The organism is Hydrogenophaga sp. FG152 (genome assembly GCF_057809615.1).
The window spans coordinates 194,052-209,417 of record NZ_JBMDKH010000009.1 but is presented as its reverse complement, the minus strand read 5'-3'; the positions used below and the strand labels follow the sequence as shown (position 1 = coordinate 209,417).

The window sequence follows — 15,366 nt, the reverse complement described above, 5'->3', positions numbered from 1 at the left end:
CCGCAAGTTCATGCCGCGCCGCACCGAGGTGTTCCTGGACTACCTCATCGAGCAGACCCGCGCCCGCGTGAGCAGCGCGCTGGCGACCTGCAACAGCTGCTGACGCACTCCGTTACACAAAAACCGGCGCCGCCTCAACCCCATCGAGGCGGTTCGTTCGTTTCAACCGGCTCCATCCACTGTTCGCGGAGCCCGCATGAAACCCCTCCCCTCTTTCCGCCTCGCCCTGTGCCTGGCCGCCGCGCTCGTGGCCCTGGCCTCCTCACCGGCTCAGGCCGTGGGCCGGCTCACCGACATCCAGGTGATCGACCGCGACAGCGGCGAAACGCTCACGGTCTACCGCCATCAGGGCGAGCACTGGGTCGCCGGGCGGCCCGGCGCGCGCTACGCCGTGTCGGTGCGCAACGCCACGCCGGGCCGGGTGCTCGGCGTGGTCTCGGTCGACGGTGTGAACGTGATCTCGGGCGAGACCGCCGCCTGGCAGCAGACCGGCTACGTGCTCTCTCCCTGGCAGCAGCACGCCATCACCGGCTGGCGCAAGAGCGATGCCGAGGTCGCGGCCTTCCACTTCACGGCATCGAGCGCCTCGTACGCCGAACGCACCGGCCGCCCGGCTCACGTGGGCGTGATCGGCGTGGCCGTGTTCCGCGAAAAACCCCTGCCGCCGCCGCCGCCGGCCGTGCTGCCCTGGCCTTCGCTGCGCGAGCAGAGCGGCGTGCAGAACCGCTCATCGGCCGCCGACGCCGACGCCGGCACCGAGGCGCAAGCCGAAAGCGAGGCGCCACGCGAGCGTGCAGAGTCGCTGGCCGCGCGCCGCATGGCCCCCGCTGCGCCGGCGCCGCGCCTGGGCACGGGGCACGGCGCACGCGAAGACGCGCCCATCACCCACACCACCTTCGAGCGGCGCAGCGACCGGCCCGATGAAGTCATCCGCATCCGCTACGACAGCCGCGAGAACCTGATCGCCATGGGCATCATCCCCACGCAGGCCGTGCCGCCCAGGCCCAATCCCTTCCCCGGTGCCGTGCCCCCCGGCTACGCGCCCGACCCGAGTTGATGGTCCCCCGGCTCCCATAATCGCGGGCATGACCGAGGAGGTTTCGCCCGCCGATGAAACGCTGATGCAGGCCTTTGCCGCAGGCGACGCGCGCGCCTTCGAAACCCTGTACGACCGCCACGGCCTGCCAGTGTGGCGCTTCGTGCAGCGCAGCGTGCACGACCGCGCGCTGGCCGATGACCTGGTGCAGGACGTGTGGTTCTCGCTGATCCGCCAGGCCCCGTGCTACGAACCCCGCGCGCGGTTTCGCACCTGGCTGTTCACCCTGGCCCACCACCGCCTGGTCGATCACTGGCGCACCCACAAGGCCCACGCCAGCCTCGATGCGGAAACCGACGACGGCGCCGCCCTCGCCGACACGCTGGCGGCCGATTCGGGCTTCGGCCCGGTGCGGCAGCTGCAGTCGCGCGAGCAGGCCCAGGCCCTGCTGGACGCCCTCGCCGCCCTGCCCCTGCCGCAGCGCGAGGCCTTCCTGCTGCAGGCCGAAGGGGGCCTGAGCCTGGCCGAGATCGCGCAGGCCACGGGCGTGAACGCCGAAACCGCCAAGAGCCGGCTGCGGTACGCGCGCGAGCGCCTGCGCCAAGCCCTGGAGGCCTTTGCATGAAGCCGCAAGACGAACTGCTGCAGCGCTACCGGGAGGCCAACGCACACGACCCCGCGCGCCCCGACCCGACCCTGCGCGAAAAGGTGCTGGCACAGGCGCGCACCGCCGCGGCCCAAGCCCGCGAAACCCCTGGGAACACAAAGCCGCCGGCCGCCAACGATTCGACCTGGCGCTGGCGCGCCTTCGGCGGCCTGGCCGTGCTGGGCCTGGCCACGCTGGTGGTGCTGCAGTTCGAGCGCGGCACACCCGAGGAACGGGAGATCGCCCTCGGCGAGGCCCAGGCGCCCTCCCGCGCAGCCACACCGGCAGAGGCCCCAGCCGCCGCGCAGCAAGCCTCCCCCGCAGCCGCGGCGCCGCCCGAACCCCGGCCCGCCGCGCCGGCCGCACCGCGTCCCTCGCCCGAGCGCCCGAAGCCGCGCGGTGCAGCACCCGCAGCCCCCTTGCCGCCCCCCGCGCCGCCAGCTCCAGCGCCGGCAGAAACACCACCCGTCGCCCCCGGTGTGGCCAACAGGGCAGCGGAGGCCGAAGCCCCTCCCACCGCATCGACCGACATGGCGGCCACCCCCCGCGCCCGTGCTCTGGCACAAGAGCAGGCCCACGCCGCCCTGTCGGCGCGGCGAGGCGCACCCACACCCGCACCCCAGGCCGTCGCACCGCTCTCGCCCGCCGCGGCCCTGCTGGCCGCCGCCGCGCGCGGCGCGGTCGCCGATGTGCGCGACGCGCTGGCCCAGGGGGCGGACGTGAACGCCGCCGATGCGCGGGGCCGCACCGCGCTCATGCTGGCCGCACAGCGTGGCGATGCCCCGCTGGTGCGCCTGCTGCTCGGCGCAGGCGCCGACCCCGGGCGCACCGACCACGATGGCCTGCGCGCCATCGATCTCGCGCACCAGGCGGGACACGCCGAACAGCTGCCATCGCTGCAAGAGCGCGGACCGCGCTGAGTCCCGTCGCTACCATGGCGACATGAACACCCCAGCCTCTTCCTCTTCCGTGCATTTCGGCCACCAGGGCCGCGTCGTCCTCGTCACCGGCGGGGCCCAAGGCATCGGCGAAGCCTGTGCGCGCCGCTTCGCGCGCGAAGGCGCCAAGCTGGTGATCGCCGACGTGGCCGACGCGCGCGGCCGCGCCCTCGCGCGCGAACTCGAAGGCACCTACATGCATTGCGACGTGGGCGACAAGGCCGACGTGGACGCCATCGTCGCACTGGCGCTGGACAGCCACGGCCGCATCGACGTGCTGGTCAACAACGCCGGCATCTTCAAGGCAGCCCACTTCCTGGACGTGAGCGAAGAAGACTTCGACGAGGTGCTGCGCGTCAACCTCAAGGGCGCCTTCCTCATGGGCCAGGCGGTGGCGCGCGCCATGGCACAACAGGCCGATGGCGGCAGCATCGTGAACATGAGCTCGGTCAATGGCGTGCTCGCCATCCCCAACATCGCCAGCTACAACGTGAGCAAGGGCGGCATCAACCAGCTCACCCGCGTGATGGCGCTGGCGCTGGCCGACCACGGCATCCGCGTCAACGCGGTGGCGCCCGGCACCATCGCCACCGAGCTGGCGGCCCAGGCCGTGCTCACCAGCGAAGAGGCGCGCCACAAGATCCTGAGCCGCACACCGCTCAAGCGGCTCGGCGAACCCGACGAGATTGCCGACGTGGTGGCCTGGCTGGCCAGCGACGCGGCGAGCTACGTCACCGGCGAGATCGTCACCGTCGACGGCGGGCGCATGGCGCTGAACTACACCGTGCCGGTCTGAGCGTTGCCTGGCCTCACGCGGGCCGGGGCCGCGCCACCACGGCTTCGCGGATCGGCAGGTGGATCAGCGCCGCGCCCACGGCCAGCACGATGTCGATGTACCAGACCCAGTCGTAGCTGCCAGTGGCCTCGAACACCTGGCCGCCCAGCCAGGCGCCCAGAAAGCCCCCCACCTGGTGCGCCAGCATCACGATGCCGAACAGCATGGCCATGTTGCCGGTGCCGAAGAACTTGGCCACCAGGCCCACGGTGGGCGGCACCGTGGAGAGGAAGGTCAGGCCCATCACAGCGGCGAAGGTCAGCATCACGGCCTCGGTCTTGGGCGCCAGCAGGAACACCAGCACCGCCACGGCGCGCGAGGCGTACACCAGCGAGAGCAGCGACTTCATGCGCCAGCGGCCCACGGCCCAGCCCATGGCCAGACTGCCGATGATGTTGAACAGGCCGATCACCCCCAGCGCCCAGGCCCCTACCGGGGCCGGCAGGCCGCACGCGGCCACCACGCCGGGCAGGTGCGTGGCGAGGAAGGCCACGTGGAAACCACACACGAAGAAGCCTGCCGAGAGCAGCAGGTAGCTCGGCGTGTTCAGCGCCTTGCGGATCGCCTGGCCGGTGGGCAAGGCCACCGGCGCGGGCGCCGCCCCAGCCTTTGCCGCCGGGCCCGGACCGCGCAACACCCAGGCTGCGGGCAGCGCCAGCAGCACGATCAGGCCCAGCGCCTGCAGGGCACCGACCCAGCCCAGGCCCAGCGTGAGCGCGGCGGCCAGGGGCGCCATGAGGAACTGACCGAACGAGCCACCCGCGTTCACGATGCCGGTGGCCATGCCCCGGCGTTCGGCCGGGATCAGGCGCGCGGTGGCCGCCATCAGCACCGAAGGCCCGGCCATGCCGGCGCCACCGGCCGCGAGCACGCCGATGGCCAGGATCAGGCCCCAGGTGCTGGTCATCAGCGGCGTGAGGTAGGTGCCCAAGGCCACCAGCAGCACCCCGATGAGCAGCACGCGCCCGGCACCGACGCGGTCGGCCACGGCGCCTGCGAAAGGCTGTGTGAGCCCCCACCAGAGCTGGCCGAAGGCGAACGCCAGGCTGATGCTGCCCACCCCCAGCCCGGTGGCGGTGTTCAGCGGCGAGAGGAAAAAGCCCATGGTCTGGCGCGTGCCCATGGTCAGCGCGAAAGCCCCGGCTGCGGCCAGCAGCACCAGCCACCACACATAGGGCGCACGCGCGGGCGCGGCGGCGGTCAAGGTTTCAGTCTTCATGGGTGTCTTCCTCGTGAAACGCGGCCAGCCCCTGGTCCAGCAGCCCGTGCAGCGCCGCCACGGTGGCCACGCCCAGCTTGTCGTTGAGCGAGAGTTGCGCGGCCTTCCAGCGCCGCTGCGCCTGGCGACGCAGTTCCAGCCCGGCGTCGGTGATGTGCACGAGCCGGCTGCGCGCATCGACCCCTTCGCCCATCGCCAGCCAGCCCGCCGCGATCATGGGTTGCAGGTTGCGCGTGAGGGTGGAGGCGCCCATGTCCATGCGCCGGGCCAGCTCGCCGGGCGCCAGCGGCCCGAGGCGGTCCACGTGCGTCAGCAGCGAGTACTGCGTGATCTTCAGCCCCGAGCCGGCCAGGTGCTGGTCGTAGTGCTGGGTCACGCGGCGCGTGAGCTGACGCAGCTTGAAGTTGGTGCAACCCACCGGGGTCGGCGATGTCACCTGGGTGTCGGCATTCATGAGATGATTGTATCTACAATATTTGCACCTGCAAATAGAAAGGAATCGAACCATGACCGTCGAAGAGACCCAGGCCCAGTGGATCCAGCAATACGAAGCCGTCGTGGCCCGCATGAACGCCGGTGCGGGCGTGGGTCTGGCCAACCCCGCCGATCTCGCGGGCCTGACCGGCATGCAACAGATGCAGGCCATGCTCGACGGCAAGCTGCCCTACCCGCACATCGCCGACACGCTGGATTTCTCGCTGGTGGAAATCGGTGAAGGCCGGGCCGTCTTCCAGGGCCAGCCCCAGCTCAAGCACTACAACCCGCTGGGCACGGTGCACGGCGGCTGGTACGCCACGCTGCTGGACTCCGCCGTGGGCTGCGCGGTGCACACCGTCATGCCGGTGGGCCGGGCCTACACCACGGCGGAACTCAGCGTGAACATCGTGCGCGCGGCCTCCTACAAGAGCGGCCCCCTGCGCGCCATCGGCACCGTGGTGCACGCGGGCCGTCAGCTGGCCACCGCCGAGGGCCGCATCGTGGGGCCCGACGGCAAGCTGTACGCACATGCCACAACGACCTGCCTGGTCTTTGAAGTGCCGTCAAAATAGGACCCATGCGACTTCTACACACCATGCTGCGCGTGGGCAACCTCCAGCGCTCGATTCACTTCTACACCCAGGTGCTGGGCATGCAATTGCTGCGCACCTCCGAAAACCCCGAGTACAAGTACTCGCTGGCCTTCGTGGGCTACGAAGGCAACCCGGCCCAGGCCGAGATCGAACTCACCTACAACTGGGGCACCGAGAGCTACGAACTCGGCACGGCCTACGGCCACATCGCCCTGGGCGTGCCCGACGCCTACGCGGCCTGCGAGAAGATCAAGGCGGCCGGCGGCAACGTGACGCGCGAGGCCGGCCCGGTCAAGGGCGGCACCACGGTGATCGCTTTCGTGACCGACCCCGATGGCTACAAGATCGAATTAATACAAACAAAATCAACAACTTACGAATATGGACGCCAATCGGACGCCAAAAACACCGATCCGCTGCGCAGCGCGTAGCAGATGAGCAACAAAAGCCCGCACAAGCGGGCTTTTGTTTATCCGGTGACGGCATGCAGCCATGGCGACCAACTTCCGCTCCATCGGCTTGGTGGCCTCCATCCCGCCTGGTCGCCCCCCCCCCCGCGGGGTTACCACCTGTTTCGGTAATTCGTATTGCGACTTACTATACGGACCTAAGGAGGCCTCGATGGAGCGAGCCACGAAGTCGGTGTCAATCAGCTTCCGGGTGTCGCCACTGGTGAAGCGCTGCCTCGAAGAAGCAGCAGCGCGCGAACAGCGGTCGCAGACCAATATGTTGGAGAAGCTGGTACTCGACTACTGTCGCACTTACTCGCTCGCCTGCCTCGCCAAAGAACCTATATGCAACGACGTGCCCAGGGAGAAAAAGCATGGTCATACAGTCACAAAGGGATAGGCCAACAAGAGCAGACGGAGGATGGGGCCGGTTCTAATGACGCCCCCGTCGAAGCTATCCATTACCCGGCGCATCCGCGCCCTTGGCCAAGTCACTGAGCGTTGCGAATGCGACGCGTCAACGCTTGTCGGGACAGTGCTTCGCCTTTGGTGCAAGACCGCTTTCCCGGCACTCCCACAGCCCTCCCTACCTTATTCGAAGGTGCTCGCTGCGGAGCCCCAGATTGCGGCTTTCGTGGCACTGCTGGGTCAGCTGAGCTACCTTGAGGCGACGTACTGGCTGAGTTCCGCCTACGCCGTACTGGCCGACGAGGGCTACCGCAAGAGCCTGGCAATGTTCTTTACGCCGGCGTCGCTGACCGAGGGCCTACTCGAAGACCTTGCCGCGCAGGGCGTCGACTTTGGGAGTCAGTCCTTCATGGACCCTGCCTGCGGAGGCGCGGCCTTTTTGGCACCGATTGCCTTGCGAATGCGAACCGCGCTGGTTGCGCAGGGATTCACGGCGCTGAAGGTGCTCAAGCACATCGAGAGGCACCTCAGCGGCTGCGATCTGGACAAGACACTGTGTGAGTTGTCCAAGCATTTCCTATGCATGGCGCTGCACGCGGAAATCCAGAAAACGAACTACGTCCCATCCTTCAACGTCCACACGGCCAACTCCCTGACTACCCTAGCCGCCTGTCTCGGTACGGCGGATGTCGTCGTCTGCAATCCGCCCTACCGAAAGATGACCGCCGAGGAGTTGGAGCCCTTGCGCGACACGTACTCAGATGTAATCGAGGCCCAGCCGAACCTGTACTGCCTCTTCATCGCCCTCTGCGTCCGCTTGCTTCGGATCGGCGGACATACCGCACTGGTCACTCCGACCAGTTTCCTTTCAGGGCAGTACTTCGGTCGACTGCGCAAATTCCTTATGCGCAACACCGACGTCGAGCACATTGGCATGGTCAGCGACCGCCAGGGTGTATTCATTGACGTCGAGCAAGAGACCGCCTTGACAGTTCTACGGCGCCGCGCCGAAGAAGACCACACGCAGGTGCGCGCCAACGTCTCCGTCGTCTCGGGGGCGGGACAATACACGAGCGTCGGTGAATGCACCCTCTCCAACTCCGGCGCCGTGTGGCCCATCCCGCGTTCCGTCGACGACGTGACCCTGCTTAAGGCGGCCGCCCTATCCCGGTTCCGCCTGTCCGACTACGGCTACCGGGTGCGCATCGGGGCGTACGTCTGGAACCGCGACAAACGGCCCAAGTTCGATTCGCTTCAGGACGCCCGGAAGGCCAAGGCGCACACAGCGATGCCGCTCATGTGGTCGCGGGACATCGTCCCGGGCCGCATCGTTCGGCTGGAGGACACCTCAGCCTACGACGGCGAGCATCGATTCGTCGACCTGGGCGACAAGGGGCATATGTCCGTAGTCACGTCGCCATGCGTGGTCATGCAGCGAGTGACGTCGAACGACCAGCCGCGGCGCCTTGTGGCGGCTGCAGTGTCACCGGGCGTCTTCGACACGTACGGCGGCTTCATCGGTGAGAACCACGTCGTCATCATCGAAGCGGTCAGCGACAAGCCAGCGTTGCCGCCCACTAAGCTCGCCAAGCTGCTGAGCGCGCATGCGGTCGACCGCTACTTCCGGTGCATCTCGGGTGCCATCAACGTCTCAGCGTTTGAGCTCAATCAACTTGCGCTCCCCGACCCGCGGGCACTTCGAGAGGCCCTCGCCGATGGCAGGTCCATGGAGGAAGCAGTGCACCTGGCTTTCGGACTCGTTTCCGAGGGATGACTACACGGCAAGAACTGTTCGGACTTTGTAATGCCTCAATTCAAATCACTGGCCGACCGCCAGGCAGACCAAGCAAAGGCTCGCGAGAAACAAGCCGAACGGGCACGCAAGTACGCCACCAAGCCCGTGGGAGGGAGGCACTCACCGGTCAAACCCCGTGTGGTGCCGCTTCCCCCTCCGCAGTCGCCAGCCCCTGTCCGTCCACAACGGCCTTGGGCGCAGGTCCGCGCCGGCAATGCCCGCCTGACCTACCAATCACGGACTGCCGGGGAGACCGTGGCAGCGCAGCCTTGGACCAAGGAGCTCGTAAGCACCGTGCTTGAGGTAGCCGATCAGGGCGGGGTGACACTATGCCTGGTCTGGCCGGCAAAGGTAACGGCGCTGCCTCTATTGCACTTGCTAGCAAGCGTCGAGCGCGTTTTTGCCAAGGACCTGCGCGGCATGCGCACCTTGCTCTATCCGGGCACGCATGCCTGCCGTGCGCCACTCCATAGCGTGCTCGCCGACCGCAAGGCATTGAGCACTTTCTATCGCAGCTTATGGGTGGAACAACCGAACGGCACACTCGAGGCGGAGTCGTACACGACGTCACCGGCGTTCCTCGGCGCTTTGTGGGCGCTGAACGACTTGACCCAGCACACGCCCGGCGCCCCGAATCCATCCCTCGCGGAGCTCGTTCCGACGTTCGTCTTCGACCCAACCAAGCGGGCCTGGGCCACGACAGCTTCCAACCCTCTGGAACGCACTCTCGCCAAAGTCGGACGTCTGGCGCTCCGGCGTGATCTCCGCGAGAGGGTCAGCCAGGAATGGGACATCCCCGAGAAGGCACCCGGCGCTCTCATGGTAATGCACCATACCGCGAAGAAGGAGTCGTGGCGCGCAGCATTGGCTGCCCAAGCTTTGAAGGGCCCCGGACGCCCAGAAATCTTGCTGCTAGACGCCACGGAGGCGGCTCGACGTACGAACTACGCTGCCGTTGATCGGATTCCCGATTTTCTATCGATTGCACAAGAAAGTAGTCTTTCCGATACAGGTGCCGTGGTCGTGACCGACGACCCCAAGACCTTCTTCATCTTGCGGGCGCAGCTTCGTAATACCGTGAGCACGCTTAAGACGCGGGTGTGGGCCGCCGAATCTGAAGAAGTACTGCTCTCGGCTCACCCGGTCGCTATCGACTGGCAACCCGCTCAGCGTAGCAACTCCAACTTCAGCGTGAGCATCGTTGACCGCGACGCATCTCAGCTTGCGCTGGCATTCCAACGTCTGACCGCGTCGGCAGGCAAAGATGAGAGTCCGGCCTATCAAGCACTTCTTGAAGCCTGCATGTACGTTCTGCGGCTGTCAAACATGCCGGCGGGATACACCGACCTGACAGCGGCTTCGGCGGAGACCGGCGGAGGCGACTACTGCAGCCAGCAGAACGCCTGGACGCCCGTGAAGCTCCGGCTGGCCTCGGCGCTCGACTCCGGCACGTTGAACTCGGTACGCAACGCCGTAGAACGCGCCATCGAGCGTGCGGAGAAGCTCCTCGACGACTGGAATGACGCTACGCCAATGGCGGCCCGCATGCTCTCGGAAGTCCGCAAGCACGCCGTTGCTGGCCGGCAAGGCATCTCCCTGGTGCTGCCGAGCAACCGGTACGTGCGAATGGCGCATCGCTTCTTGCAGCGCAAGCTGGGCGCGGATTGGGCCGCCGCTGAAGGTCGTATCGATTGGCACACGCTCTCTGCCGTGGGTAAGACGCTCACGGGCGACCGCAAAGGCAAGCACTTCACCTTCATCGGCATCAACCCCGACGTGCTCCGCATCCTGTTGACCCATCCGGAAGTGCCGCACGGCACCGTGGCGCTGGTGGCCTATCGTCAGGCCGAGTCCACGCTCACAACGCTCATCAGCATGAAGGAGGTGGATGCGTTCAAGGCCTACCGCGGTCGCATCGGTCTGCTGGCCCAGGAGCTGGAGCGGCGTCTAGCGGAGGTGCCGAACCCACTGGTCATCAACAAGCTGCGTGAGATGCCCCTCACGTTTAAGTTCGACGACAACGGTCACAACGGTCAGAGCGGCGAGCAGGCGTACTACAAGTTCGAGCTTGAAGGTGGTGGCCGGGCATATGCTTCTGGCTGGGTCTATCGCCACGTACCCGATGAAGACCCTCCGTTTCGCCGCGCGGCCGCAAGCGCTATCCAGCCTGATGACTTCATCTTCGACATGAGCGACGAGCTGCGCGCCAAGCTGGAGTCGTCACTGCAGCTGAACGGCGAGGGCGTGAGCTCCGTGGTGGACCCGGTGCGCATGTTGCTCAAGCTGTACCACGACGATGTTCAGCGGCGCTGTGCGCTGATGTTCAAGTCCACCAAGCGGTCAGCACTGGCTCGCGAGATTCACGCCAAGATGGTTGAACTGGACCCGAAGGCCGCGGACTGCCGGCCGGGTCGTGTGTACTACTGGCTGGCCCTACAAGCGAAGGACGACACACGGCCCCACGCCTCCAAGGACTCCAAGTACTTCAAGGTGTTCTGCAAGGCCTTGGGTATCAGCGAGGAGGCTGCAGAGCAGCACTGGGGTTTCGTGCGCAATGCGCGGCGTCTGAACCAGTACCTGGGACGGGAGCTGGTCGCCCGGTACGCCGAGATTCTGTTCCAGCCCGAGAGCGCCGCGACTTACCGGAAGGTGTCCGAAGACGTCATACGGCAACTGCAGCAGGAGGCGTTGCGCTGCGTCTATCGAGTCGAACAGGTTGTGCCGCCACTTGCGCGCGAGACAACGATCACAAAGGGAGAGACACGTGTCCATTCTCAGTAAGAATCCTCGCAACATCCATCCGGCCTACAAAGAGGCGGTTGTCGACAGCCTGCTCAACGGACTGTCTGCGCGACTCGCCGGCCGAGGCGACTTTTACAAGGTCATTTACGGGGCCAAACCGAGCGCCGCGTTGATGTCGGAGTTCATCGTGCCGATGCCGCCAGAGGAGCGCGGCGGCGACGAGGAGGCGGATCCCATCCGCATCAGCGCGCACGGCATGGACTTCCAGATTCGCTCGGCTGCTGTGAGCACCACGCTGGGTGTGTCGCTAACTGGCGCCGTATACGTCCGCATTTTGCCGACCGAGGACGAAGTGAAGCCCGGCGGACGACTGGAGGCAACGTTCCCCCTGACGCGGGAGGCCCGCGCCGATATTCGGAGCAAGGTCAAGGACGCACTAGGCAGGCTCGTTGCCGCACTGCCAGGCGGCAAGACGCACCCGGAGTGGGCCGCGAAGAGCTACGACGCTCGCAAGGCCGTCTACGAGTCGATGGGCCTGCCGTTCGACAACCGACTGGACCGTGCACCAGCAGAGGAAGATGGCGAAACCGAGGGCACCGAAGGTGAGAATGACGAAGGCGGCGAGGAAGGCGAGGCTCGGCCAGTTCAAGAGGTCGCCACCGGCCTGACCACTCCTGACGGCCTGGCTGACGACATTCCTCCCCCGCCGAAGTGGTTCCGGCTCGAGCTCGCCCTGCCCTCCTTCGAGTTCACCCCGGGAACAGCCGAGGCCGATGCGAAGAAGGCGACCGATGCCCTGAATGAAGCCATCGCCAAGCAGCTCGGCGACTGGGCCGCCAGCTCCGACCCCGAAGCAGGTGGCAAGTTGTGGGGATACCGGCGCACACGAGTGCGGCCGTCTGACGTGCGTGGCTGGAAGGGCTTCCTGGAACGGGTGCGCGCCTCGGGCCTGGCGGTCATCGTGCCCCAGATTGAACTGCGTTGGGTTGTCCAGGCGGTGCCGGACCCGGTCGATACGACTCGCATGACCGTCCACGTGGCGCTGGAAAACTGGACCGCTCCGCTCACGAAGGCGAACTTCAAGGAGCTGGAACCCTCACTCTTCCATGTCTCGGTGACCACTGCGGTGCCGGCGGCCGACCACCAGTTCCTACGCCTGGACCGCGTCAAGCCGTCCTACCGGTACAACCAGTACCTCAAGTACCCGGCGCTGGGGTTCAATGGCGGTATCACTCTGACGGTCGACGGCGCGCTGCACCGCCTGACCACGACGTGGGCCCCGCGCTACGTGCTGCCTCGCATCATTCCAACCGATGGCGCCGTTGAGCGAAACATCGAGAAGCTGTCGCAACCCGACTGCCTAGCCAACCTGAGGCCACTCATCACGGCCTACGAACAATGGCTGACCAAGGTCGAGAAGCATCCGGTGGACCGGGGCCTGGACGGGCCGAATGCCGCCGAGCAACTGGCGGCCGAGAAGGAAAAACTGCACCTGGACGTCGCCGCCTGGCGCCGAGAGCTGGGCGCTATCCGCTGCGGCTTGGATATCCTCGAGAAGTCCCGCGCAAGCTGGAGCGGGCCTGGCGTGCAGAAGTCGCCGCTCGGCATTCCGTTCGAAGCCTGGGTCTCGATGAACACCGCGATGGCCAAGGTGGCGAAGTCGAAGGGCTATGACGAGTGGCGCCTGTTCCAGCTCGCCTTCATCCTGGCGTCCATTCCGGCTTTCGCGACGCGCATTCCAGAGTTCCACAGCTACTACACGCCCGAGGTTGCAAAGCACGCCAATGCCGTGACGCTGCTGTACTTCTCCACCGGCGGCGGCAAGTCCGAGGCGTTCTTGGGCCTGTTGGCCTTCGTTCTCTTTCTCGACCGCCTGCGGGCCAAGCACCGAGGTGTCTCGGCCCTTATGCGCTACCCGTTGCGCCTGCTCACCTTGCAACAAGCGCGCCGCACCTTCGCGACGATGGGCGCGGCCGAGGAAGTCCGACACACGCGCGGGCATCCCGGCGAGCCGTTCTCGCTCGGATTCTGGGTGGGCGGCAGCAACACTCCAAACTGGCATTCCGAGGACGGCTACACAGAAGTCCCCAGCGATGATGAACTCGCCCCGAGTGCGGAGGCCGAGCACAAGGACGTCCAGCCCTACAAGAGCGCCCGTGAGCGCTGGCTGAAGCTGTCCTCGTGCCCGTTCTGTGGCAACAGGGACGGGAGCCTCTTAGCGCTGCGCCGTCAATCGGGTACCGGTGCAAACGCGATGGGGCACTACTGCACGGCCCCGAAGGACAAGTGCTCCTGGAATGCCCGGTTCGCCAAGCCCACGCCGCTACCCTTCTACATCGTCGACGAGGACATCTACGACTTGGCTCCGTCCGTCCTCCTGGGCACGGTCGACAAGCTCGCTGCTATTGGCCAGTCGCAGGGCACCATTCGCAAGTTCTTCGGGATGTTCGGCTTTGCGCCGCTTGTCGAGACCGGCAGCGAGCGCCTGTACGTGCCGATGAAACCCAAGGACTGGGATGGTCACCCTGGCACCAGCACGCGCGCCCTGTTCCCCTCTTTCGTCGCAGGCGAAAAGAAGTTCTTCGACCCGTTTCCGGCCCTGCTGATTCAGGACGAGGCCCACCTGCTGGACGAGTCCCTGGGGACGTTCTCGGGTCTGTTCGAATCAGCGCTGGAGGCAGCGCTCGACCAACTCTCGCCGCTGCTGAAGGGTCATCTCTCATACGAGCCCGAGTCCACGGTCCGTCGAAAAATCAAGGTCATTGCCGCGTCGGCCACGGTCAGCGAGCCGCAGCGCCAGATGCGCAACCTCTACCAGCGCGATAACACGGTCCAGTTCCCTTATCCGGGTCCCACGCTCTACGACTCGTTCTACGCGACGCCCCTCCAGCCAGACGCTACATCTGACGACACCGAGCGCGCGGCCCTTGATGCAGGCGACGTGGAGCTGCGCAGCCACTGGGCGCGCGTCTACTCCTCGGTCCTGACCAATGGGCACCGCCATACCGTGGCCATGGCCTCGGTGCTCGGCCACTACCACGTGATGCTCACCGGCCTGTACGAGCGCCTGCGCAGCGAGGACCCGACCAAGGAGAAGGCCGCCCGCGACGAGCTGATTCGATGGGTGTCTCCCGGCCCGCTGCGGGCTCAGTTTGTCCGGCTCCTGGCGGGCGCGGATGCCGCCACATTGCTGACACTGGTGGACTTGCACCGCATCGCCCTGACCTACGTCACGAACAAGAAAGGTGGCGACCAAGTTATCGATACCGAAAAGGTTCAGTTCGAGAAGCTTCACCAGGCCGAGGGTTACGCTGACCAAGCCCTGAGCTCGGAACTCATCTCGGGAGCGGTGTCGGCCGCCGACATCCAGGACATCGTCCGGCGGGCCGAGACCCGTGTTGGTATCAACAAGCCGTTCCCGGAGCTGAACGACACCCTTCGGTCGGTTATTGCCACCTCCGCCATTTCGCACGGCGTCGACGTGGAAGAGTTCAACGCGATGTTCTTCGCGGGCATCCCGTCGGACATCGCAGAGTACATCCAGGCGTCGTCACGCGTGGGCCGCACACACGTGGGCTTCTCGCTGCTGGTGCCCGTTCCGCAGCGGTATCGCGACCGTTTTGTGCTAGAGATTCACGACATTTTCCACCGGTTCCTGGAGCGAATGATTCTGCCGGCAGCGGTTGACCGCTGGGCCGAGAAGGCGCTGGTGCGGGTAATGCCGAGCTTCTTCCAAGAGTATGTGTGCGGTATGAACGCCATCGAGCGCCTGTGCACGGCGGACGACGACAAGAAGCGCAACAGCACCACCTTTGCCATGGCGCCCGACGTGCGCGACTTCCTGGCCGTTCCGGCCAACATGAAGGCCACTGAGGCGTTCATGGAGAAGGCGCTCGGGCTGTCATTCTCGCCATCGCCTGAAGGGAAGAACTACTACCGCTCGCTGCTCAAGGGCCAGCTCATCCACTACCAGCAGGACCTGGGTGTGGACCGACTGGTGAACAGTACTCGTCTGGTCCAGTTCTTCGCTGCGCGCAACAGCCTGCTGCGGCCGATGACTTCGCTGCGCGACGTGGACCAGCCCGGCCTCATTCACGAGTCGGGTGCCGATGCGTCGTACAAGCGCGTGGCAGACGGAATGACGGCGCGGGCGATGACCTTCATTCGGCGAGGCTCCGGCGCAGACATCGATTCGACCGATAGCGCAACAGAAGCGCGGAGCTGAGGG

At 66.2% G+C, this 15,366-nt stretch carries 11 protein-coding genes; 9 read left to right on the top strand and 2 right to left on the bottom strand.

Annotation, left to right across the window (positions count from 1 at the left end):
- Nucleotides 1-196 precede the first annotated feature (196 nt).
- From ACODTB_RS13310 to ACODTB_RS13295, 4 genes are read left to right on the top strand one after another with little or no spacing between them, the layout of a single operon-like run.
- On the top strand, nt 197-1,057 hold the full coding sequence (locus ACODTB_RS13310; RefSeq protein WP_291121774.1) for a hypothetical protein: 861 nt from the start codon (nt 197-199) through the stop codon (nt 1,055-1,057).
- A gap of 28 nt (nt 1,058-1,085) precedes the next feature.
- A complete protein-coding gene (locus tag ACODTB_RS13305; RefSeq protein ID WP_291121773.1) occupies nt 1,086-1,661 on the top strand; it encodes an RNA polymerase sigma factor in 576 nt (191 codons plus the stop codon).
- Nucleotides 1,658-2,602 carry an ankyrin repeat domain-containing protein gene (locus ACODTB_RS13300; protein WP_291121772.1) on the top strand — a complete coding sequence of 315 codons (945 nt, stop codon included), beginning with the start codon at nt 1,658-1,660 and terminating at the stop codon, nt 2,600-2,602. The genes ACODTB_RS13305 and ACODTB_RS13300 overlap by 4 nt, the downstream gene beginning before the upstream one ends.
- Before the next feature lie 22 nt (nt 2,603-2,624).
- Entirely contained in the window at nt 2,625-3,416 is a 792-nt protein-coding gene (locus ACODTB_RS13295; RefSeq protein WP_291121771.1) for an SDR family NAD(P)-dependent oxidoreductase, read from the top strand.
- 13 nt (nt 3,417-3,429) lie between these two features.
- Here ACODTB_RS13295 and ACODTB_RS13290 read toward each other — a convergent pair whose 3' ends face one another.
- Entirely contained in the window at nt 3,430-4,674 is a 1,245-nt protein-coding gene (locus ACODTB_RS13290) for an MFS transporter (RefSeq protein ID WP_291121770.1), read from the bottom strand.
- Entirely contained in the window at nt 4,664-5,128 is a 465-nt protein-coding gene (locus ACODTB_RS13285; RefSeq protein ID WP_291121769.1) for a MarR family winged helix-turn-helix transcriptional regulator, read from the bottom strand. Before ACODTB_RS13285 ends, ACODTB_RS13290 begins: the two co-directional genes overlap by 11 nt.
- Before the next feature lie 52 nt (nt 5,129-5,180).
- Here ACODTB_RS13285 and ACODTB_RS13280 point away from each other — a divergent pair, with 52 nt between their 5' ends.
- The 5 genes from ACODTB_RS13280 (at nt 5,181) to ACODTB_RS13260 (ending at nt 15,363) form a co-directional block, all read left to right on the top strand.
- A complete protein-coding gene (locus tag ACODTB_RS13280; protein ID WP_291121768.1) occupies nt 5,181-5,723 on the top strand; it encodes a PaaI family thioesterase in 543 nt (180 codons plus the stop codon).
- 5 nt (nt 5,724-5,728) lie between these two features.
- Complete coding sequence (gloA, locus tag ACODTB_RS13275) at nt 5,729-6,175, top strand: lactoylglutathione lyase (protein ID WP_488929391.1); 447 nt, start codon at nt 5,729-5,731, stop codon at nt 6,173-6,175.
- A gap of 652 nt (nt 6,176-6,827) precedes the next feature.
- Nucleotides 6,828-8,375 (top strand): HsdM family class I SAM-dependent methyltransferase, encoded by a 1,548-nt coding sequence (locus ACODTB_RS13270; protein WP_238136737.1) that lies wholly within the window; start codon nt 6,828-6,830, stop codon nt 8,373-8,375.
- Nucleotides 8,376-8,690: 315 nt separating this feature from the next.
- Complete coding sequence (locus tag ACODTB_RS13265; RefSeq protein ID WP_192871557.1) at nt 8,691-11,177, top strand: hypothetical protein; 2,487 nt, start codon at nt 8,691-8,693, stop codon at nt 11,175-11,177.
- A complete protein-coding gene (locus ACODTB_RS13260; protein ID WP_086920761.1) occupies nt 11,161-15,363 on the top strand; it encodes a C-terminal helicase domain-containing protein in 4,203 nt (1,400 codons plus the stop codon). The genes ACODTB_RS13265 and ACODTB_RS13260 overlap by 17 nt, the downstream gene beginning before the upstream one ends.
- Nucleotides 15,364-15,366 lie beyond the last annotated feature (3 nt).

Excerpts from the sequence above, each read along its gene's own strand:
- ACODTB_RS13280 (WP_291121768.1), top strand. The coding sequence starts at position 5,181 with ATGACCGTCGAAGAGACCCAGGCCCAGTGGATCCAGCAATACGAAGCC.
- ACODTB_RS13310 (WP_291121774.1), top strand. The coding sequence starts at position 197 with ATGAAACCCCTCCCCTCTTTCCGCCTCGCCCTGTGCCTGGCCGCCGCG.
- gloA (WP_488929391.1), top strand. The coding sequence starts at position 5,729 with ATGCGACTTCTACACACCATGCTGCGCGTGGGCAACCTCCAGCGCTCG.
- ACODTB_RS13305 (WP_291121773.1), top strand. The coding sequence starts at position 1,086 with ATGACCGAGGAGGTTTCGCCCGCCGATGAAACGCTGATGCAGGCCTTT.
- ACODTB_RS13285 (WP_291121769.1), bottom strand. The coding sequence starts at position 5,128 with ATGAATGCCGACACCCAGGTGACATCGCCGACCCCGGTGGGTTGCACC.
- ACODTB_RS13290 (WP_291121770.1), bottom strand. The coding sequence starts at position 4,674 with ATGAAGACTGAAACCTTGACCGCCGCCGCGCCCGCGCGTGCGCCCTAT.
- ACODTB_RS13300 (WP_291121772.1), top strand. The coding sequence starts at position 1,658 with ATGAAGCCGCAAGACGAACTGCTGCAGCGCTACCGGGAGGCCAACGCA.
- ACODTB_RS13295 (WP_291121771.1), top strand. The coding sequence starts at position 2,625 with ATGAACACCCCAGCCTCTTCCTCTTCCGTGCATTTCGGCCACCAGGGC.